This is a genomic window from Spirabiliibacterium pneumoniae (assembly GCF_014884995.1).
GTDB classification, from domain to species: Bacteria; Pseudomonadota; Gammaproteobacteria; order Enterobacterales; family Pasteurellaceae; genus Spirabiliibacterium; species Spirabiliibacterium pneumoniae.
In genome coordinates this window covers 250,081-272,997 of the sequence record NZ_JABMII010000004.1, presented here as the reverse complement: position 1 = coordinate 272,997, position 22,917 = coordinate 250,081, and the positions used below count along the sequence as shown (strand labels likewise).

The window sequence follows — 22,917 nt, the reverse complement described above, 5'->3', positions numbered from 1 at the left end:
TTTGATAAGGGAAAAGCAATGAAAAAATTAGCAAAATGGGCCTTGCCATTGTTGGCAGCCAGCGTTGTGGCAGCGTGCGGCAACTTAAGTGATGTGAAAAAAAACGGCACAACCGATGAGCCAAAATGGCCGAAGATTGAAGACGCGAGTGTCAACTTCTCAGGCTCTCAATACGGCACCTGGCCAAACTGGGACAACGTGCGCCAAATTGAAGCGGGCATGAACAAAGACCAACTCTATTATTTAATTGGTCGCCCACACTACCAAGAAGGTTTATTCGGCGTGCGTGAATGGGATTATGTGTTCAACTACCGTCAAAACGGCGTACACAAAATCTGCCAATTCAAAGTGTTGTTTGACACCGACATGAATGCCCAATCGTTCTTCTGGCATCCGAAAGGCTGTAACAACCAGTATGAATTGAACGGCGACTTCTTGTTTGACTTTGATTCTGCCAAATTGACACCGAAAGGTAAAAAAGTGGTAGAAACCGTGGTGGAAGGCTTGAAATCTCAAGGCATCACTGCGGTGACTGTGGACGGTTACACCGACCGCTTAGGCTCAGAGAGCTACAACCTGAAACTCTCACAACATCGTGCGGACGCGGTGAAAGCCTATATGGCGAACCTTGGCTTCCCAGCACAAAATATCAGCACCCATGGCTTCGGTAAAGCCGACCAAGTGGTGGCCTGTGATGGCGAAAGCGGTCAAGCGTTGAAAGACTGCTTACGCCCTAACCGCCGTGTGGTGATCTCTGCTAAGCAGTAAGTGAGCATTTACATAACGCAAAACCGCACTTTAACGTGCGGTTTTTTATTGCGCATTATTTTGAGCTGGTGTACCGAGCGTCAGTTCAAAACGGCGAAACGCGATAGCCATAACGGAGTCATAAAAGAAAAAGTGCGGTGAGGTGAATTTTAGACAAAAAAATACACACCCGAAAGTGTGTTTTTTGGAGCGGGAAACGAGACTCGAACTCGCGACCCCAACCATGGCAAGGTTGTGCTCTACCAACTGAGCTATTCCCGCATTGTGTTAACTTGTTAACGAGGTGCATTATACAAAATTCTCTACACCTTGCAAGCGAAAAATTATCCCAAATATCTATTTGCTGAAAATTAAAGCAAAGTGCGGTTGAGATTTGCGCAACACACACCTATTTCTCACCGAGATCTAACAAATGCGCACGATAATAGGCCAGTTCGGCAATGGATTCACGAATATCATCTAACGCAAGATGAGTATTTTTTTTGCTAAACCCACTTAAAATCTCTGGCTTCCAGCGGGCAGCCAGCTCTTTTAGGGTACTTACATCCAAATAGCGGTAATGAAAATAGTCCGCCAGCTCTGGCATATAGTTAAACAAAAAACGTTTATCTTGCGCCACACTGTTGCCACAAATCGGCGAACAATTTTTGCCTACCCACTGTTTTAAAAAGTCCAGCGTTTGCAGTTCGGCGGCGCGCTCTGTAAGACGGCTTTGGCGTACGCGCTCAATTAAGCCATTGGCACTGTGAGTTTTGACGCACCACGCATTCATGCCTGCGAGCACGTCCTCACTTTGATGTATGGCTAGCACGGGGCCTTCAGCCAAAATATTGAGATCTTTGTCGGTTACAATGGTGGCAATTTCAATAATGCGATCGGTGTTGGGTTCAAGCCCTGTCATTTCAAGGTCGATCCAAATAAGATTGTGTTTATCTGTTGGCATATACGCGTTATCCTGATTAAAATATAGGATATTGTACCCGAAAATCACGCAAGAGAGGCTCCGTTGGGCAAAAAAAAGTTAACCCAAAACCAAAAGCGACGCATTCAGTCTAATCATCAACGCACACTCAGCGCCCATCGCACGCGGCGGGGCAAGGATGTGGAATGGCAGGAAGCGATGCTCGGTGAAATGCGCCACGGGCGTGTGATCTCGCGCTATTCCGTGCATGCCGACGTGGAGGATGCGCAAGGGGCGGTGTTTCGTTGCAATGTGCGGCGCACGATCCCCAGTTTGGTGGTGGGCGATAACGTGCTTTGGCGTGAGGGGCATGAGCAGTTGCAAGGCATCAGTGGGGTGATTGAGGCGGTACAGCCGCGCGCTAATGTGCTTTCGCGCCCCGATTATTACGATGGCATCAAGCCCATTGCCGCCAACATTGACCGCATTTTTGTGGTTTCGGCGCTGTTGCCTGATTTTTCCACCAATATTATTGACCGTTATATCGTGATTTGCGAGAACATTGGCTTTAAGCCTATTTTGGTGCTGAATAAAATTGATCTGGCCGATGATGCACGCCGACGTGAACTGGCGACGCAATTTGCCATTTATCGCGAGATTGGTTATCAGGTGCTGTTTGTGTCGAGCGAAACGGGAGAAGGCATTGCGGCGCTGGCTGAGTTGTTGCACGCAGGGTGTTCTATTTTAGTTGGACAGTCGGGTGTTGGAAAATCGAGCTTGCTTAATGCGGTTGATCCGAATTTGGATTTAGCCACCGGCGAGGTGAGTGAAAACTCACGTCTAGGGCAGCACACCACAACAGTATCGCGCTTGTTGCGTTTAGCACACGGTGGTGAAGTGATTGATTCGCCAGGCATTCGTGAGTTTGGTGTGTGGCATTTGGATGTGGCGGCGATTACTGAAGGCTATCGCGAGTTTCAGCCGTTTTTGGGTGGGTGCAAGTTTCGCGATTGCACCCATTTAGACGATCCACAATGCGCCATTCGTGCCGCAGTTGAGCGCGGGGAAATTAGCCGTGAGCGTTATGATAATTACCACCGTTTGATCGCCGCATTGGCAGAAAACAAGGCGCAGCGTCATTTTTTCACGGAGGATTGACCGCACTTTGCGGTGTTAACGTTTTCTGGTGAAGCGTTGCGAGTATATCGGCTTTTGGGCTGGTGGAGAATGCAGCAAAGTGCGGTCTGCGTGCTCAAAATTTAAACTTTTTGATTTAAAAACTGTGCAGTAAATCATATTTCGAAAGTTTGCTGCTTGATTCTTGCCTGAGAATGGTGGTACTTTTTAGAAAATAATTATTTTTATGCATAAAATAATTATGAACAAATTGTAAACGGCGCTTTTGCAGGCTTGAAAAGTCGCTTGAGCGGATTTGATAACACCCAAAAAAAGGAAAATGCTATGTATTCTAAAGACGTTACTATCACAGCTCCAAACGGTTTACACACTCGCCCAGCGGCACAATTTGTGAAAGAGGCCAAAGCCTTTGAATCAAAAATTGAAGTGACTTCCAATGGCAAAAGCGCAAGCGCAAAAAGCCTGTTTAAATTGCAAACATTAGGTTTGGTGCAAGGCACTACTATCACCATCAGTGCTGAAGGCGCAGACGAAGAAAAAGCTGTTGAGCATTTGGTGGCCTTGATTCCAACATTGGAATAACCGCACTTTTAAACGGCGGTTCGGTTTGTGATTAACTCCTACAATAAGGGCGGATTATGATTTCAGGTATCCCAGCATCTCCAGGTATTGTGTTTGGCAAGGCATTGGTATTAAAAGAAGAAGATATTGTGCTTAACACCAAGCCCATTACCGCATCACAAGTTGAAAGCGAAGTGAAACGCTTTTACGATGGTCGCGCCAAAGCGGTTGAACAGCTTGAGGCGATCAAAGAAAAGGCCACACGCACGTTGGGCGAAGAAAAGGGCGCGATCTTTGATGGTCACTTGATGATCTTAGAAGATGAAGAGCTGGAAGAAGAAATCGTCGCCTTTATTAAAGACGAGCTGGTTACTGCTGATATGGCTGCCAGCACAGTGATTGACCAACAAGTGGCAATGCTCTCTGAAATTGATGATGAGTATCTCAAAGAGCGCGCGGGCGATATTCGTGATATTGGTAATCGCTTGCTGAAAAATATTTTAGGCATGACGATTGTCGATCTCGGCGAGATTAAAGATGAAGTTATTTTGGTCGCCAACGATCTCACACCATCTGAAACCGCACAGCTGAACTTGGAAAAAGTGCTCGGTTTTGTCACCGACATCGGCGGGCGTACTTCGCACACTTCAATTATGGCGCGCTCACTTGAATTGCCAGCGATTGTTGGCACGAATGTGGCCACCCAACGTATCAAAAATGGCGATATGCTGGTGCTGGATGCAGAAAATAACCGCGTGTTGATCAATCCAAACACCAAAGAGTTAGAAAAAATTAAAACGTTGCAACAAACCCTCGCGGCGGAAAAAGCCGAGTTGGCTAAATTGAAAGATTTGCCTGCGGTAACGTTAGATGGCCGCCGTGTGGAAGCGTGTGCCAACATTGGTACGATTCGTGATGTGGACGGCGCACAACGCAACGGAGCGGAAGGCGTGGGGCTTTATCGTACCGAGTTTTTATTTATGGATCGCGATCAACTGCCGACGGAAGAAGAGCAATTCAAAGCCTACAAAGATGTGGTGGAAGCGATGGACGGCCGTTTGGTGGTATTGCGCACGATGGATATTGGTGGCGATAAAGAGTTACCATATTTGAATTTACCAAAAGAAATGAACCCATTTTTGGGCTGGCGTGCTATCCGTATTGCATTGGACAAACGTGAAATCCTTAATGCGCAATTGCGGGCTGTGCTGCGGGCATCGGCCTTTGGTAAGTTGGCAGTAATGTTCCCAATGGTGATTTCCGTTGAGGAAATTCGCACACTGAAAGCGGTGTTGGCAGAATTGAAACAAGAGCTGCGTAACGAGGGCAAAGCGTTTGATGAAAATATGCAAGTGGGTGTGATGGTGGAAACGCCATCGGCAGCAGTTAATGCTCGCTTTTTAGCCAAAGAGGTGGATTTTTTCAGTATCGGTACCAACGATTTAACACAGTACACCTTGGCGGTGGATCGTGGCAACGAATTAATCTCACATTTGTATAATCCAATGACACCGTCGGTGTTAAACTTAATCAAACAAGTGATTGATGCCTCCCATGCAGAAGGTAAATGGACGGGGATGTGCGGTGAGCTAGCAGGTGATGAACGTGCTACCTTGTTGCTTTTGGGCATGGGTTTAGATGAGTTTAGTATGAGCGCAATTTCAGTGCCACGGATTAAAAAATTGATTCGTAATGTCAACTATGAGGATGCGCAACGGCTTGCGGCAGAAGTACTTGAACAGCCGACGGCAGCCGATATTGAGGCGAAAATTGCGGACTTTTTAACAGAAAATGGTCTGAACTAGATACAAATGCCGAAATTTCGGGTAATATACTACTGATTTGAATTAAAACAGGAGAGCAAAGATGGGTTTATTCGATAAACTTTTTGGTTCAAAAGACAATAAAGGCGCAGAGGTGGAAATCTATGCACCACTGTCAGGTGAAATTGTCAGCATTGAAGATGTGCCAGATGTTGTGTTTTCAGAAAAGATTGTCGGTGATGGCATCGCGATTCGCCCAACAGGCAATAAAATCGTTGCCCCAATTGATGGTGTTATTGGTAAAATTTTCGAAACCAATCACGCTTTTTCGATGGAATCTAAAGAAGGTGTAGAGCTTTTCGTTCACTTCGGTATTGATACTGTTGAACTTAAAGGTGAAGGTTTTACACGCATCGCAGAAGAAGGCCAAGAAGTGAAAAAAGGCGACACTGTGATTGAATTTGACCTGGCTTTACTGGAAGAAAAAGCAAAATCCGTGTTAACCCCAGTGGTGATTTCTAACATGGATGAAATTTCAAGTATGGAAAAATCCGCAGGCCAAGCCGTAGTCGGTGAAACCGTGGTATTGAAACTGAAAAAATAACCGCACTTAATATAAAAAAACCACCCTGCTGGGTGGTTTTTTTATTCTGACGAGAAAAGTGCGGTTATTCAAACTCACCGCAAAAACGATAGCCCTCGCCGTGGATGGTAGCGATGATTTCAGGCGTGTCAGGGCAGCTTTCAAAATGCTTGCGAATGCGACGAATGGTAACATCCACGGTGCGATCATGCGGTTTTAGCTCGCGGCCTGTCATTTTTTTCAGTAAGTCCTCGCGAGTTTGGATTTTGCCAGGGTTTTCGCAAAAGTGCAAAAGCGCGCGGAACTCACTGCGCGGCAACTTGCTGGCTTCACCTGCTGGGGAAATCAGTGTGCGACTGTTGAGATCTAATGTCCAGCCATTGAAGCGGTAAGATTCTACATGCTCGGCGTGGATACCGTCTTTATCACCCATAGTGCGTTGCAGTAAATTGCGAGCGCGAATAGCCAGCTCACGCGGGTTAAAGGGTTTAGTGATGTAATCGTCCGCACCAATCTCAAGCCCCAGAATTTTATCCACTTCGTTATCTCGCCCTGTTAAAAACATCAATGCCGTGTCGGCATTCTCGCGCAGTTCGCGCGCAAGCATTAGCCCATTTTTGCCAGGTAAATTGATGTCCATAATCACCAAATCAATGGTGTGATCATTTAAAATGGCATGCATTTTATTGCCGTCAGCCGCTTCGAACACAAGGTAACCTTCAGCTTCAAAAATGCTTTTTAAGGTATTACGGGTTACTGCTTCATCCTCAACAATTAATATTTTAGGCGTCTGCATAGTCCATCCATTTGTCTTATTAGTCATTATTCACAATAATCTACATCGTAAAAAATTTATTTCATCTTTGCAACGAGACTATAACATAACGTTGTACAAAAAATGTATTAGAATTTACAGTTTTTGATTTAAGTCATCCTTGACCGCACTTTTCTTGGTGATGTGTTTTGGGATTAATGTTCTTTTGTTTTGAAAAATTGAACATCTGGATAGCGCTCTTGAGTTAAGTTTAAGTTCACCATGGTTGGCGCGATATAGGTGAGATGATCGCTGCCATCAAGGGCGAGATTTTGCTCATTTTTGCGCTTAAATTCCTCAAATTTCTTGTCATCCGTACATTCAACCCAGCGTGCCGTGGCAACGTTCACGGGTTCATAAATCGCTTCCACGTTGTATTCACTTTTTAGCCTTGCCACAACCACGTCGAACTGCAACACACCCACTGCGCCCACAATCAAATCATTATTTATTAGTGGACGGAACACCTGCACAGCCCCTTCTTCAGAGAGTTGTACTAAGCCTTTGAGCAGTTGTTTTTGTTTGAGCGGATCTTTTAGGCGAATGCGGCGGAACAACTCAGGTGCGAAGTTCGGAATGCCGCTGAATTTCAACGTTTCGCCTTGGGTGAATGTATCCCCAATTTGAATAGTACCGTGGTTGTGTAAGCCAATAATATCGCCCGCATAGGCCACATCAGCGTGAGTGCGGTCACCAGCCATGAAGGTCAGCGCGTCGGAGATGACAATGTCTTTGCCAATGCGCACATGGTGGAACTTCATGCCTTTTTCATATTTGCCCGATACCACACGCATAAATGCCACGCGGTCGCGGTGTTTTGGGTCCATGTTCGCTTGAATTTTGAACACAAAGCCAGTGAGTTTGTCTTCAAAGGGGGAAACTTCACGCACATCGCTTTGGCGAGCTTGTGGGATAGGCGCCCATTCAGTTAAGCCTGAGAGCATATGATCCACGCCAAAGTTGCCCAGCGCAGTGCCAAAAAACACGGGTGTCAATTCACCACTTAAGAACATATCCAAATCAAAGGGGTTTGAGGCCCCTTGTACCAACTCTAACTCATCGCGCAATTGTTGCGCCAAATCCTCGCCGACCGCACTTTCAAGTTCAGGGTTATCTAGCCCCTTAATCACGCGTACCTCTTGAATGGTGTGGCCTTGGCCGCTTTGGTAGAGGTAGGTTTCATCGTTGTAGAGGTGATAAACGCCCTTGAACAATTTGCCGCAGCCAATTGGCCAGGTAATCGGCGCGCAGTGAATTTTTAGCACACTTTCCACTTCATCGAGCAGCTCCATCGGGTCGCGAATGTCGCGGTCGAGCTTATTCATAAAGGTCAAAATTGGCGTGTCGCGCAAGCGAGTGACTTCCATCAATTTGATGGTGCGTTCTTCAACCCCTTTGGCGGAGTCGATCACCATCAAGCAGCTGTCTACCGCAGTCAAAGTGCGGTAAGTGTCTTCCGAAAAGTCCTCATGCCCAGGGGTGTCAAGCAAATTTACCAAGCAATCGTTATACGGGAATTGCATCACAGAGGTGGTGATGGAAATTCCACGTTGTTTTTCCATCTCCATCCAGTCAGATTTAGCGTGCTGTGCGTTGCCGCGTCCTTTCACCGTGCCCGCGGTTTGAATCGCTTGCCCATAAAGCAACACTTTTTCCGTAATAGTGGTTTTCCCTGCATCGGGGTGGGAAATAATCGCAAAGGTGCGGCGTTTGTTCACCTGCTCTGGATAGGCTTTTTCAGACATAATCTTCACTTCAGTGTTTCAAATGGGGCTATTTTCCCTGATTGTGGGCATAAAAACAAATAGAAATCACAATTTTAATTAAAAGCAGGATCTGCTAGTTCATGTGCGCTGACTGGGTGAGATATGCTGCTGCTTTGGCGTTAAATAATATAATATATCTTTATTTATTCTATTATTGGCATAAATTACTAATATTTTAGCGTGATAAATAAATATTTCAGACAAAAATCCTGTTTTTATCCTTGACTTTAGTGGTTGTGCGCGTATTATTAACCCCGACATTGAGTTTTTACTTTTTACCTTTTTACGTGGTTTGATTATGTTTACATTCCAAGTTTCTTCTCTACTTCTCGCTCTCTTGCGCATCTGCGATGTGCGGTTTGAGCGTGGATAAAACATAATATTTGCCCACACAACCCGCACTTTAGTGCGGGTTTTTTTATAACTGTTGCAAGGCTAACCCAAGGAGTGATTATGCGCGACAAGGTGATAATTTTCGATACAACGTTACGCGATGGCGAGCAAGCATTAAGTGCCAGTCTCACGGTGAAAGAAAAATTGCAGATTGCTTTTGCACTTGAACGCCTTGGCGTTGATGTAATGGAAGTGGGTTTTCCTGTTTCATCAGCAGGGGATTTTCAATCAGTGCAGACCATTGCGCAAAATATTAAAAATGCGCGTGTGGCGGCGTTGGCTCGCGCGGTGGATAAAGACATTGATGCCGCCTTTGAGGCGCTGCGCCTAGCGGAGCAATTTCGTATTCACACCTTTATTGCCACCTCCAACTTGCATGTGGAGGCGAAACTTAAGCGCACTTTTGATGATGTGGTCGCAATGGCGCAAAGTGCGGTCAAACGCGCACGCAACTACACCGATGACGTTGAATTTTCCTGCGAAGATGCTGGGCGCACGGGCATTGATAATATCTGCCGCATTGTGGAGGCGGCGATTGACGCAGGTGCCACCACGATTAATATTCCTGACACTGTCGGCTACACCGTGCCTAATCAATTTGGTGAGATTATCCATCAAGTGATGAACCGCGTGCCGAACGTGGATAAAGCCGTCATCTCTGTGCATTGCCACAACGATCTCGGCATGGCAACCGCCAACTCCTTAAGTGCGGTGCAGCAAGGTGCGCGTCAAATTGAGTGCACTATCAACGGCATTGGCGAGCGCGCGGGCAACTGCTCGTTAGAAGAGGTGGTGATGGCGCTGAAAACCCGCCACGATCTGTTCAAGGTGGAGACCAATATCAACACCAAAGAAATTTATCGCGTGAGCCAAATGGTCAGCCAAATGTGCAATATGCCGATTCAGCCGAATAAAGCCATTGTTGGCAGCAACGCCTTTGCTCACTCGTCAGGCATTCACCAAGATGGTATGCTTAAAAATGCGAATACCTATGAAATCCTCTCACCTGAAAGCATTGGGTTGAAAAAAGAAAAACTTAATCTTACAGCACGCTCCGGCCGAGCAGCGGTGAAAAGCCATATGCAAGATATGGGCTATAGCGAGCAAGATTACGATTTGGATAAACTCTACACCGCATTTTTAGCGCTGGCGGACAAAAAAGGACAAGTATTTGACTATGATTTAGAAGCACTGGCGTTTATTGATATGCAACAAGGCGATGGCGATCGCTTGCGCTTAGAGTCTATTTCGGTGCAATCGGTTAGTCATTTGCCCGCTACAGCTTCTGTGCGTGTGAGTTTGGATGATCAAGTGCGGTTGGATGCCGCTACTGGTAATGGTGCTGTGGATGCGGTTTACAACTGCTTGCAGCGCATTACAGGTTTAGATTTGAGCGTTGTGAATTACAAGCTGAGCGCTAAAGGCGAGGGCAAGGATGCGCTGGGGCAAGTTGATATCGTGGTGGAATATCAGGCACGTCGCTTTCATGGTGTTGGCTTGGCGACTGACATCGTCGAGGCCTCTGCTCGAGCACTCATTCACGCCATCAATGCCATTTATTTGGCACAGAAAGTGGCCGATTTTAAAGATAAAAAATCACAGTTGGAGACAGTATAATGAACGAATTTAACATTGCAGTATTACCTGGCGACGGCATCGGCCCTGAAATTATGCGTGAGGCTGAAAAAGTCTTAGCGGCGGTTGCACAAAAACACCAAGTGCGGTTCAACCTTAGCCATTATGATGTGGGCGGTGTGGCGATTGACAACCACGGCTGCGCCTTGCCACAGGTCACCATTGACGGCTGCGAGCAGGCGCAAGCGGTGCTGTTTGGCTCTGTGGGTGGGCCAAAATGGGAATATTTGCCACCAGCTGAGCAGCCAGAGCGCGGTGCTTTGCTGCCTTTACGTAAGCATTTCGGGCTGTTTTGCAACCTGCGCCCAGCAACCCTTTATGCAGGCTTAGAAAAATTCTGCCCACTGCGTGCCGACATTGCCGAGACAGGTTTTGATATTGTCTGCGTGCGTGAATTGACGGGCGGAATCTACTTTGGGCAACCGAAAGGGCGCGCAGGTGAAGGCGCACAAGAACACGCCTTTGACACCGAAATTTATCACCGCTTTGAAATCGAACGCATCGCCCGCATTGCCTTTGAAAGCGCACGCAAGCGCCGCAAGCACGTCACCTCGATTGACAAAGCCAACGTGCTCACCAGCTCCGTGCTGTGGCGTGAAGTGGTGTGTGACGTGGCGAAAGAGTACCCTGATGTTACACTTGATCACCTTTACATCGACAACGCTACCATGCAGTTAATTAAGCAACCGCACTTTTTCGATGTATTGCTCTGCTCTAATATGTTTGGCGACATCATCTCCGATGAATGTGCAATGATCACAGGTTCTATGGGTATGTTGTCGTCGGCTAGCCTCAATGAAAAAGGCTTCGGGCTTTATGAACCCGCAGGTGGCTCCGCGCCCGACATTGCAGGCAAAGGGATTGCTAACCCTATCGCGCAAATTTTATCCGCCGCGATGATGCTGCGCTACAGCTTTGGGCTGGATAAGGCCGCCAATGATATTGAAAGTGCGGTCAAAACCGTGCTCGCCCAAGGCCACCGTACCGCCGATCTCAGCGACAACACGACCCCAATCTCAACCAGTGAGATGGGGGATTTGATTGTGGCAGCAATAACGGCACGTTAAGGCAAAGGAGTTTTTATGCCAAAAACATTATACGAAAAATTATTTGATGCCCATGTGGTGCGCGAGGTGGCAGGGGAAACGCCGATTTTGTATATCAACCGCCATTTGATGCACGAGGTGACCAGCCCGCAAGCCTTTGATGGCTTGCGCGTGGCTGGGCGCAAAGTGCGCTCGCCAGAGAAGACGTTTGCGACCATGGATCACAGCATTTCCACCCAAAGCCGTGATCCTGCCGCCTGTGGTGAGCAGGCGCGCATTCAAGTGCAAGAGCTGGATAAAAACTGCCATGCGAATAATATTTCCCTTTATGATTTGCAAAACGAAAAACAAGGCATTGTGCATGTGGTGGGGCCAGAGCAGGGCTTAACCCTACCCGGCATGACCATTGTGTGTGGGGATTCGCACACCGCCACGCACGGCGCGTTTGGGGCATTGGCGTTTGGCATTGGCACCTCAGAAGTGGAGCATGTGCTTGCCACCCAAACCCTTAAACAAGCACGTGCGAAAACGATGAAAATTGAAGTACGGGGCAAAGTGCGGTCAGGCATTACGGCCAAAGACATTATTTTGGCGATCATCGGCAAAACCACGATGGCAGGCGGCACTGGCCATGTGGTGGAATTTTGTGGCGAAGCGATTCGCGATCTTTCCATGGAAGGACGCATGACAGTGTGCAATATGGCAATCGAAATGGGCGCCAAAGCGGGCTTGATTGCCCCTGATGAAACCACCTTCGCCTACCTCAAAGGCCGCCCTTATGCACCGAAAGGCGAGATGTGGGATCGCGCTGTTGACTACTGGAAAACCTTGAAAAGCGATGACGACGCCCAGTTCGACACCGACGTGGTGCTGGAGGCCGCTGAGATTGCGCCACAAGTCACTTGGGGCACGAATCCAGGGCAAGTGATTGCCATCGATCAACGTGTGCCCGATCCCGCCAAAATGGCTGACCCTATCGCACGCCAATCGGCACAAAAAGCGCTGGACTACATGGGGCTTTCCCCTGAAACCGCACTTTGTGATGTGGCGGTGGATAAAGTCTTTATTGGCTCATGTACCAACTCGCGGATTGAAGATCTGCGCGCCGCCGCCGCGGTGGCCAAAGGGCGCAAAGTCGCCCGTGGCGTGCAGGCGCTGGTGGTGCCAGGTTCAGGCTTAGTGCGTGCGCAGGCCGAGCGTGAAGGCTTGGATAAAATCTTTATCGATGCGGGTTTTGAATGGCGCTTGCCAGGTTGTTCAATGTGTTTGGCGATGAACGACGACCGCTTGGGTGAGAGGGAGCGCTGTGCGTCAACCAGCAACCGCAATTTTGAAAGCCGCCAAGGGCGCAATGGTCGCACTCACCTTGTCAGCCCCGCGATGGCAGCCGCCGCCGCGGTGTTTGGTAAATTCACTGATATTAGAACGCTTGAGGAGGCATAATGGCTGGATTTAAACAACATACAGGGCTTGTGGTGCCATTAGATGCAGCGAATGTGGACACTGATGCCATCATCCCAAAACAATTTTTGCAAGCTGTCACCCGCGTGGGGTTTGGCAAGCACCTATTCCACGAATGGCGCTACCTTGACGAGCAAGGCAGCCAGCCCAATCCTGAATTTGTGCTGAATTTCCCAGAATATCAAGGCGCGAGTATTTTACTTGCACGGGAAAATTTTGGTTGCGGCTCATCGCGCGAGCACGCACCATGGGCGCTGGCGGATTATGGCATTAAGGTGATGATTGCCCCAAGTTTTGCGGATATTTTCTATTCTAACAGCCTCAACAATCACTTGTTGCCGATTCGCTTAAGTGAAAGTGTGGTTGATGAGATCTTTAACTGGGTGAAAACCCACCCAAATCAGGCGATTACAATCGATCTTGAGCAGCAAACGGTGAATGTCGGGGAGCAGGTTTATCACTTTGAACTGGATCCATTTCGTAAGCACTGCTTGCTCAATGGGTTGGATAACATCGGCTTAACGCTCCAGCATGAGCAGTCGATAGCCGATTATGAAAAAACCATTCCTGATTTTCTGCGCTAAATAAAAACCGCACTTTATATCTAAAGTGCGGTTTTGGTTTTATAGCAATCACCCCAGGCTTTTAACTCATTCAAAATGGGTGCTAGTGTGCGCCCTTTCTCGCTTAATTGATATTCTACTTTGGGTGGCATTTCGGGGTAAATGGTGCGGATAATCAGCCCGTCCCTTTCTAAACTACGAAGTTGGTTGGTCAGCGTTTTTTGAGAAATTTCAGGAAATAACTTAAATAGTTGATTAAATCGCAGTGTTTGGTCGCTTAATAAGCGATATAAAATCGTGCCTTTATATTTGCCCGCAATCTGCGACAAAGCATATTCGACTGAGCAACCTTCATTACAATCAAATTGTGCGTGAGCTATTTTACTCATACTTGATTACCTTTAAGTAACTATATGAAAAATAAGTGCATTATTGTTGGTAAGTAGTAATCGTGTCATCATACACGCTTGCATTTATTCTGACAACCTATCTAATTTAAGGAGCTTATTATGCACGCCATCGGATTTAACCAACCTCTGCCGATTACTCATAAAGATGCTTTACTTGATATCGAAGCGCCCATGCCAGAGTTAGGTGAATTTGATATTTTAGTTGAGATTTACGCTGTTTCAGTCAACCCCGCAGATGTAAAAATTCGTGCCAGCCACACGCCTTCAGCAGGGAAATATCGTATTTTAGGCTACGATGCTGCAGGGCGTGTAATAAAGTGCGGTTCGCGAGTGAATAATCTTCGTGTTGGTGATGAAGTTTATTATGCTGGAGCGATAAACCGCCCAGGCGCTTATGCACAATTTCATGCGGTGGATGCTCGTCTGGTTGCGAAAAAACCGAAAAATTTGACCTTTGCACAAGCTGCTGCATTGCCGTTAACGACATTAACTGCATGGGAGGTATTGTTTGAACGTTTGCGTATTAATGAAAAACTGCCTGATGGTGACCGCACTTTGCTATTGATTGGTGGTGCTGGTGGTGTTGGCTCAATTACCATTCAGCTCGTCAAAGCGTTATCAGATGTTAAGATTATTGCAACCGCATCACGCCAAGAAAGTGCGGATTGGGTACGCAAACTTGGCGCTGATGAGGTCATTAATCATCATCATGACTTGGTTACGCAACTTAGTGCATTAAAACAAATACCGCAATTTGTCTTTAGTACAAATGAAAGTGCACACTATCTCCCCCAAATTGCGCAGTTGATTGCACCACAAGGACGATTTGCTTTAATTGATGACCCAGATGTGCTGGATATTAATCCCTTAAAGGATAAAAGTGTCAGTGTACATTGGGAGTTTATGTTTACGCGCTCACTTTACCAAACGGCTGACATAGCAATACAAGGGGAAATTTTGCAGAAAATGGCGCAGCTAATTGAGAAGGGTAAAATTCAAACGACATTGACGACTACGCTGTCTGGGCTTAATGCTGAGACCTTAAAACAAGCGCATCGCATGGTCGAACAAGGGGATATGATCGGGAAAGTCGTGGTGACAAAATAAGAGATAAAACCGCACTTAGGGTTTCAAAGTGCGGTTTTGTTTCAAACGGGCGTTAGTTAATGGCTAATTCAGTGCGCTCGGTGAGCGATTGTAGTTTGCGCAAGATAAAATTCAAGACCACACCGTAGGTTGGCACGAAAAAAAGCAAGCCGATAAACAGTTTGAACAAATAATCCACCACGCCGATGGCAAACCAGTTTTCCGCCATAAATGGATCGCTGCTTTGATAAAATGCGATGCTGAAAAACAGCAACGTATCGAATGCACTGCCAAACACCATTGAGCAGCTTGGTGCAATCCACCATGTTTTCAGCTTGCGCAGGCGGTTGAACACCAACACATCCAATAATTGCCCGAACACATAGGCGGCAAAGCTGGCGAAGGCGATACGGAATACAAACAGATTAAAATCCGCCAGTGCGCCAATGCCTTGAAATTGCTGATCCACAAATAAGGTGGAGACAATATAGCTGATGAAAAGTGCGGGGATCATTACCATAAAAATGATCCAGCGAGCTTCGCGTGCGCCAAACACTCGTACGGTTAAATCGGTTGCGAGGAAAATAAATGGAAACGTCAGCGTGCCCCAGGTGCTGTCAAAACTGAAATGGGTGAATGGCACGCTCACTTCAAATGTGATTTGCACGAGGTAGTTACTGGCAGCGATGATCAGAATATGAAAGAGGCTTAATAAAACCAGCGCGCGGCGCTTTTGTTGCGTATTGAATAACGCATTTGCAGAAATCATATTGTACCTTTTTAGTTTCAATTGGGGTTAGGGAACCCAAGGGTTAATCGAGCTGAAGATGATACCGCGTGGGGTAAAAAATGCAAGAGGAATTTTCGAAAAGGAAAAGTGCGGTTTAACCGCACTTTAGATTACAACTATTCCGCAGGGAAAAGGAGTGGGTTAATGGTGCTTTTGGCGTAACCTTTTTGCTCCATTTCATCGTCGAGGAAGAGGCTGGCGAGATCGTCAGCGATAGCTTCTACGTCAACATCTTTGTCTTGATACATGACCTTTAAATAGCTGTGGCATTCATCGCAACTTTCGGCTTTGACGGCGGCATTTTCACCGTGGATAGACCAATAGTGCAACGACTTACCCGACTCACAATTGCTGCACAGTGCACGAACGAGGTGCCACTCACTTTCACACAGCCCACAGTGGAGATAGCGCGCGCCTTGAGATTCTCCAATATGGATAGTGCTGGCAACGGGCATTGAACCACACACAGGGCAAGTTTGGCGTTGTTCGCCAATTTCGCTGTGTTTACGTCGAGGCAGCTGTTGTACCAGTTGTACCCAATAAAGCGAAAGTGCAGCCCATAAGAAGAAGGCTTTATCGCTTTGTTGAGGGAGATAACCTTCAGCGAGTAGAGTATCGGCGAGTGTGTTTAGTTCGTTATTGGAGGCTTTTTCCAGCCACTCAATGGTGCCTAAAATTGTGTCATTCGCATCATTTTTCACTTTACCTAATAATGCGCTCAAAAGGGTGAGCCAAACATCATCACGTTGAAAACGTTTGGCATCTAGTGGTTTTTGCTGCCAAAGGCCATCGTCTGTAGGCAATTTAGCCAAGCGAGTATCTTTAGGTACGCTATGTTCACTAAGCACGGCCAGTTGTGCATCAGCAACAGCAGCACAAAAACGAAGATACGCCTGCAGTGGGTGCTTTTCGCTGAGTTGGCGAAGGCGCGCTGCGCGGCGTTGATAGAGATTTTTCGGATTAGCAAACAGTAAAGGCGGGGTGTACATTTCCCCCGCCGCTTGCTTAATCTCGCTCTCTGGCAATATGCGTGTGCTCATGAGCTAGTGTTTCCTTTTTTGCTTTGTTGCGTTCCATCTCTTCGAGTTTTGGTAAAATTTCGTTGCGATACCAACGTGGGTGATGTTTTTTCGCCCAGCGTGCAGTAACCCAACCTTCTACCATGCTACGAATTGAACCCCGAACCCAAATTGCCATGTAGATGTGTACCATAATCCCTAAAATGAGGGCGATGGCGCTTACCGCATGGAGCAAAAGTGCTACGCGAATGACAGGGATAGGGAAATTATGGGCAAAATAAGGACGCCACATAATAACACCTGTTACGAGTAAGATGAGTAGTGCCATAATCAAAGTCCAGAAGAGTAACTTCTGTCCCATATTATAGTGACCAACATCTGCCACGTGGTGTTCGTTACCTTTGAGCACTTCAACGACATTGAAAAGCCATTGCCAGTCTCCTTTTTCGATCAGATTATCACGCCAGTAGTGTTTCGCAAGAATACTGAATGACACAATCATGACTAGCCCTGTGAATGGATGAACAATTCGGGCAAGTTGTGGTGTGCCAAGAATTTCTGCGAGCCAAGCAAAATCTGCAAAGAAAAAGGATAACCCTGAAAGTGCGGTCATGAAGAAGCACAATACCAACAACCAGTGGCTTAGGCGTTCTTTCACATTATGGCGCAACACTCTAGTATTTAAATCGACCATAATTATTCCTCCTTACCATGGTGGTTGTCGTCGTGTGGATCGAGTGGCTCTTCTTGCTCCTCATACTCGGTGTTTGGACCAAGAGCGATGTAGTGAGCAGCCGAAGCTAAGGCCAAGGCGCCCATTGCCATACCAGAAAGTGGTTTTAAGATGCCTTTCCATAAGCTAACCACAGGGCTGATACTTGGATCTTTAGGTAGATTTGCATACAGCTCTGGACGATCAGCATGGTGGAGAACATACATTACGTGCGTGCCGCCCACGCCTTCTGGATTATAAACACCAGCATTTTCATAGCCACGATTTTTCAGATCAGCAACCCGTGTTTCGGCATATTCAAGCATCGCTTGTTTGCTACCAAAATGGATGGCACCAGTTGGACAGGTCTTTGCACAGGCAGGTTCTTGTCCGACTTGTACGCGATCTGAACATAAGGTGCATTTGTAGGCGCGGTTATCTTCGTTGTTAATACGAGGCACATTAAATGGACAACCTGAAATGCAATATCCACAGCCAATGCACTTATCCGATTGAAAATCCACAATCCCGTTGGCGTATTGAATAATTGCACCTGGGGAAGGGCAGGCTTTCAAGCAGCCTGGATCGGAACAGTGCATACAACCTTCTTTACGAATTAACCACTCAAGTCGGCCATTTTCTTCAACTTCGTTGAATTTCATCACCGTCCAAGATTTAGCGGTTAAATCAATTGGGTTATCGTAACTGCCGATACATTTTCCTGGTGTGTCACGAATGTCATTCCATTCCGAACACGCTACTTGACAAGCTTTACATCCGATACATGCCGTCACATCGATTAATTTTGCTACTTCATTCACAAAATCACGCGTTTGTGGTGCGGGCGTCAAACTTGATGTGGCGGATGCTTTAATAATATTTTGTGTTTGTACTGCCATATTAAGCCTCCGTCACTTTTTCAATGTTCACCAAGAAGGTTTTAAATTCTGGTGTTTGCGTATCCGCATCGCCTACTGGTGGGGTTAAGTTATTGGCAAAGAAGCCTTTTTTACCGAGCGATGAGAATCCCCAGTGAATTGGTACACCGATGGTATGTACTGTTTTGCCATCGACTTGCAATTCTTTGATTCGCTTAGTTACCACCGCAACAGCTTTAACATAGCCTCGTTTAGAGAAGACTTTCACGGTATCACCATTGTTAATGCCTTTTTCTTTGGCTAGTGCCTCACCCATTTCAATGAATTGCTCTGGTTGGGCAATTACATTTAACAGTACATTCTTGGTCCAGAAATGGAAATGCTCTGTTAACCGGTAAGTTGTTGCAACATAAGGGAATTCATCAGCTTTACCAAATGAATCTTTATCATTTGGTAGCACGCGAGCACATGGATTTTGCACCACATTTGGATGCAACGGATTAGTACCAATTGGTGTTTCAAACGGCTCATAATGCTCAGGGAATGGTCCTTCCACCATTTTATTGAGCGCAAATAAACGACCAACGCCTTCTGGTTGCATAATAAATGGCGTCACATTGCTGCCTGGAGGTGCTGTACCGTAGTCTGCAACATCGTTGAAGTTCCAGTTTTTACCATTCCATTTAACGAGCTGGCGTTTTGGATCCCATGGTTGTCCTTGAACATCAGCTGATGCTCTGTTATAGATTACACGACGATTCATTGGCCATGCAAACGCCCAACCAAGCGTAATACCTAATCCTGATGGATCCGCATTATCACGACGGGCCATTAAGTTGCCTTGTTCAGTCCATTGACCTGTGTAAATCCAGTTACCAGCACTGGTTGAACCATCATCACGCAACAATCCAAAACTTGGTAGCAATTGACCTTTTTTCAGAATCACATTACCGTTGGCATCTTTTAGATCTTCCAATGCGTAGCCATTATTTTCTTTGGCTAGCTCTTCTGCACTTGGCTCTAATGGATTGAGATAATTCCAGCTATAGGCTTTGATTTGTTCAAAACCTGGGCCGCCTTCTTTTTCGTACATCTCAATAAGAAGGTGACGTAGCTCCGATAAGATCTCATTGTCTGTTTTTGCCTCTTCTGGTGCATCAGCGCCTTTCCAGTGCCATTGTAGCCAACGACCAGAGTTGGCAATGGAGCCGTCTTCTTCAACGAAACATGTGGTTGGCAGTCGGAATACTTCAGTTTGGATTTCTTCAGGGTTAACGTCGTTGTATTCCCCAAAGTTTTGCCAGAAGTCAGATGTATCGGTTTTCAATGGATCCATCACCACTAAGAATTTCAACTTACTCAGGGCTGACCGCACTTTTTCTTTATTTGGGAATGAAGCAATCGGGTTAAAGCCTTGGCAGAGATAGCCGTTGACTTTGCCTTCATTCATCATATCCACATACATAAATTGGTCGTATGTGTTGTCGATTTTTGGCAAATAATGGAAACCAAATTCATTTTCAGGTGTTGCGTTATCACCAAAGAAGGTTTTTAGCATACTGGTATAGAATTTAGGGGTATTTTTCCAGTAATTCACCTGATCTGGACGGGTATTTTTTGGCGTAATCCGCTCAAGGAATTTATCTAAACTGGTGTCTTTATCGGTTGGCAATGGCATATAGCCTGGCATCATGTGCGGGAACAAGCCCATATCTGTAATGCCTTGCACATTGGAGTGACCACGCAAGGCGTTGATGCCACCCCCAGCAACCCCAATGTCACCGAGTAAGAGTTGGATAATTGCCATGGTGCGAATATTTTGTGAACCCACAGAGTGTTGAGTCCAGCCCAAGGCGTACAAAATGGTGGCGTTTTTATCAGGCGCCGAGCATTTTGCCAATTCTTGACAGAAATAAAGGAAATCTTTTTGTTTCACACCACAAATGCGTTCTACCATTTCAGGGGTATAACGCGACACGTGTTCTTTAAGCAGATTTAACACGCAACGTGGATGTTGTAAGGTTTTATCTTGTTTAGCAAAACCTTGTTCGTCAAATTGATAATTCCATGTGGATTTATCATATTTACGCGTTGATTCATCGTAGCCTGTAAATAGACCATCGCTAAAACCAAAGCCTTCATCAACGAGGAAACTGGCATTGGTGTATTCACGCACATAGTCGTGCTGAATTTTATCGTTTTCTAGCAAATAGCGAATAACGCCTGACAGGAACGTAATGTCCGTACCAGAACGAATTGGAGAATAAAAATCAGAAACGGAGGCTGTTCGATTGAAACGCGGGTCAATTACAAACAGTTTTGTACCACGACGTTTTTTTGCCTCAATAACCCAGCGGAAACCAACAGGGTGTGCTTCAGCGGCGTTACCGCCCATCACAATCACCATATCTGAGTTGGCAATATCACACCAGTGATTTGTCATCGCACCGCGACCAAATGATGGAGCAAGACTTGCTACCGTTGGTCCGTGTCAGATACTCGCTTGGTTGTTAATGGAGATAAGCCCTAAAGAGCGCGCCCATTTTTGGCTGAGTAAACCCGTTTCATTGCTTGCCGCAGAGGCCATTAACATACCAGTGGTTAACCAGCGGTTGACAGGTGTGCCTTCGGCATTGGTGGTAATGTAGTTAGCATCACGGTCGTCTTTCATCAAACGTGCAATGCGGGTGAGTGCGTCATGCCAGCTGATGCGTTTCCACTCTTTTGAACCTGGCGCACGGTATTCAGGGAATAGCATACGGCGTTCACTGTTGACATAGTCTAACGCGCCAGCGCCTTTCGGGCACAATGCACCACGACTAACGGGATGATCAGGGTCCCCTTCAATGTGGATTAATTTTTCACGGGCATTCATTGCACCGTCGCCTAAACTGTAAAGCAGCATGCCGCAGCCAACAGCACAGTATGTACAAGTGTTACGCGTTTCGCGTGCACGCAAGAGTTTATACTCACGTGGTGCAGCCAAAGCGGTTGCTGGCGCAAAGCCTAACGCCGCAGCGGTTGTTCCCGCCATACCACCTGCACAGACTTTAAAGAATTTTCTTCTGCTTAGTTGCATAAGAACTCCTTAATGTTGTGGGATGTAGAATTAAAGTAATCATTCGTATTTGCATTTGTAACGAAATTGTAAAATTACAAATCGGCTCAATAGTACTCTTGATCAAGCCCGTGTGCAATATTTTAACGTAATTTATGCCATCTCGCTCACAATTGCGGTACAATCAGCCCACTATTTTGGTTAAAAATATTGATATGGATCACGCTTAAGGAGTTCGAGGTGAAGAGTTTATCTGAGCGTTATATAATCCGTTACCAAACCAACCTACAGCCAGCGTGTGAGCGTCAGCGCGATATGGTTGCCAATGAAGTGCCTGTGGCGCTGGTCTATAACGGCATTGCACACACAGTGATGATGTGTACACCTGCGGATCTAGAAGACTTTGCGCTGGGTTTTTCTCTGGCGGAAGGCATTGTGGATAATAAAAGTGCGGTCTATGGCATTGAGGTGGCCGAGCAGTGTAACGGCATCGAAGTGCAGCTTGAGATCGCCACCCGCTGCTTTGTTGCGCTAAAAGAAAAACGCCGCACGCTGACAGGGCGCACGGGGTGTGGGCTGTGTGGGGTGGAGCAACTCAATCAAGTCAGCCGGCCGCTGAATGCCGTTGAACAAAAAATCACCTTTTCTTTGACACAATTAGATGCGATACTTTCTCTTATGCACAGCCAACAAGTGTTAGCACAAAAGTGCGGTGCTACCCATGCGGCCGCTTTTTTTTCACCACAAGGCGAGTTGCTGGCCATCCGAGAAGATGTCGGGCGACACGTGGCGTTAGATAAATTGCTTGGCTGGCATGCAAAGTGCGGTCAGCCATCAGGCTTTGTTCTTGTATCAAGCCGAGCCAGTTATGAAATGGTGCAAAAATGTGTGGCGTGTGGCATTGAGATGCTGATTGCCATTTCCGCCGCGACGGATTACGCCGTGCGCTTAGCGCAAGCGTATCACTTCACTCTGATTGGATTTGCGCGCCAAGGACGTGCCGTGATTTATCACGATAATCAACGTATTCAGCCATAAGGAGCAATTATGCAAACAGTTACTGCCGATATACTTAAGCAATGGCTCGATAATGATGAAGCTGTTCTTATCGATGTGCGAGAACCTAATGAATATGCCATCAGCCATATTCCACAAGCACGCTCCCTGCCACTTTCTCAGCTGGAACAAAGTCTCGCCTATGTGCCAGCGGGGTGCAAAGTGGTGGTGCAATGCCAAAAAGGCAAACGGGGTGAAAAGGGCTGTGCAATCATTGAAACCCATGCGCCGCACCATGCGCTTTACAATCTTGAAGGTGGCATTGAGGCTTGGCAACAGGCAGGCTTACCGCTTATCAGCGCGGGTAATACCCAAAAGCTGCCGATTATGCGTCAAGTGCAATTAGCCGCTGGCAGCCTTGTAGCATTATTTTCTCTGCTTAGCCTTGCTGGCGCGCACGGTTTTTCTGTGTTGACACTGTTGATCGGCTGTGGGCTGATTTTTGCTGGTGCCACAGGCTGGTGCGGTATGGCGATTTTGCTGCAAAAAATGCCGTGGAATAAATAATGCCTGACCG

The 22,917-nt window shown here is 46.7% G+C and carries 21 protein-coding genes and 1 tRNA gene; 12 read left to right on the top strand and 10 right to left on the bottom strand.

The genetic code is table 11. From position 1 onward, the window contains the following. The first annotated feature begins 18 nt into the window (after window positions 1-18). A complete protein-coding gene (locus HPC38_RS03725) occupies window positions 19-768 on the top strand; it encodes an OmpA family protein (RefSeq protein ID WP_208119926.1) in 750 nt (249 codons plus the stop codon). 185 nt (window positions 769-953) lie between these two features. Here the strand turns inward: HPC38_RS03725 and HPC38_RS03720 are convergent. Together HPC38_RS03720 and orn are read right to left on the bottom strand one after the other, a co-directional pair. Beyond that, window positions 954-1,029 (bottom strand) — tRNA-Gly (locus tag HPC38_RS03720). A 127-nt stretch (window positions 1,030-1,156) separates the two neighbouring features. Next, on the bottom strand, window positions 1,157-1,711 hold the full coding sequence (gene orn, locus HPC38_RS03715) for an oligoribonuclease (protein ID WP_208119925.1): 555 nt from the start codon (window positions 1,709-1,711) through the stop codon (window positions 1,157-1,159). Window positions 1,712-1,774: 63 nt separating this feature from the next. On the opposite strand from orn, the gene rsgA reads away from it, so the two are divergent. The 4 genes from rsgA (at window position 1,775) to crr (ending at window position 5,734) form a co-directional block, all read left to right on the top strand. After that, a complete protein-coding gene (gene rsgA / locus HPC38_RS03710; RefSeq protein ID WP_208119924.1) occupies window positions 1,775-2,827 on the top strand; it encodes a small ribosomal subunit biogenesis GTPase RsgA in 1,053 nt (350 codons plus the stop codon). 303 nt (window positions 2,828-3,130) lie between these two features. Continuing rightward, a complete protein-coding gene (gene ptsH / locus HPC38_RS03705) occupies window positions 3,131-3,388 on the top strand; it encodes a phosphocarrier protein Hpr (RefSeq protein ID WP_208117484.1) in 258 nt (85 codons plus the stop codon). 56 nt (window positions 3,389-3,444) lie between these two features. Beyond that, a complete protein-coding gene (gene ptsI, locus HPC38_RS03700; protein ID WP_208119923.1) occupies window positions 3,445-5,172 on the top strand; it encodes a phosphoenolpyruvate-protein phosphotransferase PtsI in 1,728 nt (575 codons plus the stop codon). Window positions 5,173-5,233: 61 nt separating this feature from the next. Beyond that, entirely contained in the window at window positions 5,234-5,734 is a 501-nt protein-coding gene (gene crr / locus HPC38_RS03695) for a PTS glucose transporter subunit IIA (RefSeq protein WP_208119922.1), read from the top strand. A gap of 64 nt (window positions 5,735-5,798) precedes the next feature. On the opposite strand, the gene arcA is transcribed toward crr, so the two are convergent. Together arcA and prfC are read right to left on the bottom strand one after the other, a co-directional pair. Then, a complete protein-coding gene (gene arcA / locus HPC38_RS03690) occupies window positions 5,799-6,509 on the bottom strand; it encodes a two-component system response regulator ArcA (protein WP_208119921.1) in 711 nt (236 codons plus the stop codon). 173 nt (window positions 6,510-6,682) lie between these two features. Then, on the bottom strand, window positions 6,683-8,272 hold the full coding sequence (prfC, locus tag HPC38_RS03685) for a peptide chain release factor 3 (RefSeq protein ID WP_208119920.1): 1,590 nt from the start codon (window positions 8,270-8,272) through the stop codon (window positions 6,683-6,685). 474 nt (window positions 8,273-8,746) lie between these two features. Here prfC and leuA point away from each other — a divergent pair, with 474 nt between their 5' ends. From leuA to leuD, 4 genes are read left to right on the top strand one after another with little or no spacing between them, the layout of a single operon-like run. Beyond that, a complete protein-coding gene (leuA, locus tag HPC38_RS03680; RefSeq protein WP_208119919.1) occupies window positions 8,747-10,303 on the top strand; it encodes a 2-isopropylmalate synthase in 1,557 nt (518 codons plus the stop codon). Continuing rightward, the gene (leuB, locus tag HPC38_RS03675; RefSeq protein WP_208119918.1) at window positions 10,303-11,388 is read left to right on the top strand and encodes a 3-isopropylmalate dehydrogenase; all 1,086 of its coding nucleotides are present in this window, start codon (window positions 10,303-10,305) and stop codon (window positions 11,386-11,388) included. Before leuA ends, leuB begins: the two co-directional genes overlap by 1 nt. Window positions 11,389-11,403: 15 nt before the next feature. Continuing rightward, window positions 11,404-12,810 carry a 3-isopropylmalate dehydratase large subunit gene (gene leuC / locus HPC38_RS03670; RefSeq protein WP_208119917.1) on the top strand — a complete coding sequence of 469 codons (1,407 nt, stop codon included), beginning with the start codon at window positions 11,404-11,406 and terminating at the stop codon, window positions 12,808-12,810. After that, window positions 12,810-13,412 (top strand): 3-isopropylmalate dehydratase small subunit, encoded by a 603-nt coding sequence (leuD, locus tag HPC38_RS03665; RefSeq protein ID WP_208119916.1) that lies wholly within the window; start codon window positions 12,810-12,812, stop codon window positions 13,410-13,412. The genes leuC and leuD overlap by 1 nt, the downstream gene beginning before the upstream one ends. A gap of 20 nt (window positions 13,413-13,432) precedes the next feature. Here the strand turns inward: leuD and HPC38_RS03660 are convergent, their stop codons facing one another. After that, the gene (locus HPC38_RS03660) at window positions 13,433-13,780 is read right to left on the bottom strand and encodes a winged helix-turn-helix transcriptional regulator (protein WP_208119915.1); all 348 of its coding nucleotides are present in this window, start codon (window positions 13,778-13,780) and stop codon (window positions 13,433-13,435) included. Between the two features lie 120 nt (window positions 13,781-13,900). Between HPC38_RS03660 and HPC38_RS03655 the strand changes: the two genes are divergently transcribed. Continuing rightward, window positions 13,901-14,908, top strand: coding sequence for a zinc-binding alcohol dehydrogenase family protein (locus HPC38_RS03655; protein WP_208119914.1), 1,008 nt, complete (start codon window positions 13,901-13,903; stop codon window positions 14,906-14,908). 52 nt (window positions 14,909-14,960) lie between these two features. Here the strand turns inward: HPC38_RS03655 and HPC38_RS03650 are convergent, their stop codons facing one another. The 5 genes from HPC38_RS03650 to fdnG all read right to left on the bottom strand — a co-directional run bounded on the left by HPC38_RS03650 (window position 14,961) and on the right by fdnG (window position 21,365). Beyond that, entirely contained in the window at window positions 14,961-15,656 is a 696-nt protein-coding gene (locus HPC38_RS03650) for a 7-cyano-7-deazaguanine/7-aminomethyl-7-deazaguanine transporter (protein ID WP_208119913.1), read from the bottom strand. Window positions 15,657-15,793: 137 nt separating this feature from the next. After that, complete coding sequence (gene fdhE, locus HPC38_RS03645) at window positions 15,794-16,717, bottom strand: formate dehydrogenase accessory protein FdhE (RefSeq protein WP_208119912.1); 924 nt, start codon at window positions 16,715-16,717, stop codon at window positions 15,794-15,796. Beyond that, on the bottom strand, window positions 16,683-17,390 hold the full coding sequence (locus HPC38_RS03640) for a formate dehydrogenase subunit gamma (RefSeq protein WP_208119911.1): 708 nt from the start codon (window positions 17,388-17,390) through the stop codon (window positions 16,683-16,685). Before HPC38_RS03640 ends, fdhE begins: the two co-directional genes overlap by 35 nt. 2 nt (window positions 17,391-17,392) lie before the next feature. After that, the gene (gene fdxH, locus HPC38_RS03635; RefSeq protein ID WP_208119910.1) at window positions 17,393-18,307 is read right to left on the bottom strand and encodes a formate dehydrogenase subunit beta; all 915 of its coding nucleotides are present in this window, start codon (window positions 18,305-18,307) and stop codon (window positions 17,393-17,395) included. A gap of 1 nt (window position 18,308) precedes the next feature. Continuing rightward, on the bottom strand, window positions 18,309-21,365 hold the full coding sequence (fdnG, locus tag HPC38_RS03630; RefSeq protein WP_235977608.1) for a formate dehydrogenase-N subunit alpha: 3,057 nt from the start codon (window positions 21,363-21,365) through the stop codon (window positions 18,309-18,311). A gap of 189 nt (window positions 21,366-21,554) precedes the next feature. On the opposite strand from fdnG, the gene fdhD reads away from it, so the two are divergent. After that, window positions 21,555-22,382 carry a formate dehydrogenase accessory sulfurtransferase FdhD gene (fdhD, locus tag HPC38_RS03620; protein ID WP_208119907.1) on the top strand — a complete coding sequence of 276 codons (828 nt, stop codon included), beginning with the start codon at window positions 21,555-21,557 and terminating at the stop codon, window positions 22,380-22,382. 9 nt (window positions 22,383-22,391) lie between these two features. Continuing rightward, on the top strand, window positions 22,392-22,907 hold the full coding sequence (locus tag HPC38_RS03615) for a rhodanese-like domain-containing protein (RefSeq protein ID WP_208119906.1): 516 nt from the start codon (window positions 22,392-22,394) through the stop codon (window positions 22,905-22,907). Window positions 22,908-22,917 lie beyond the last annotated feature (10 nt).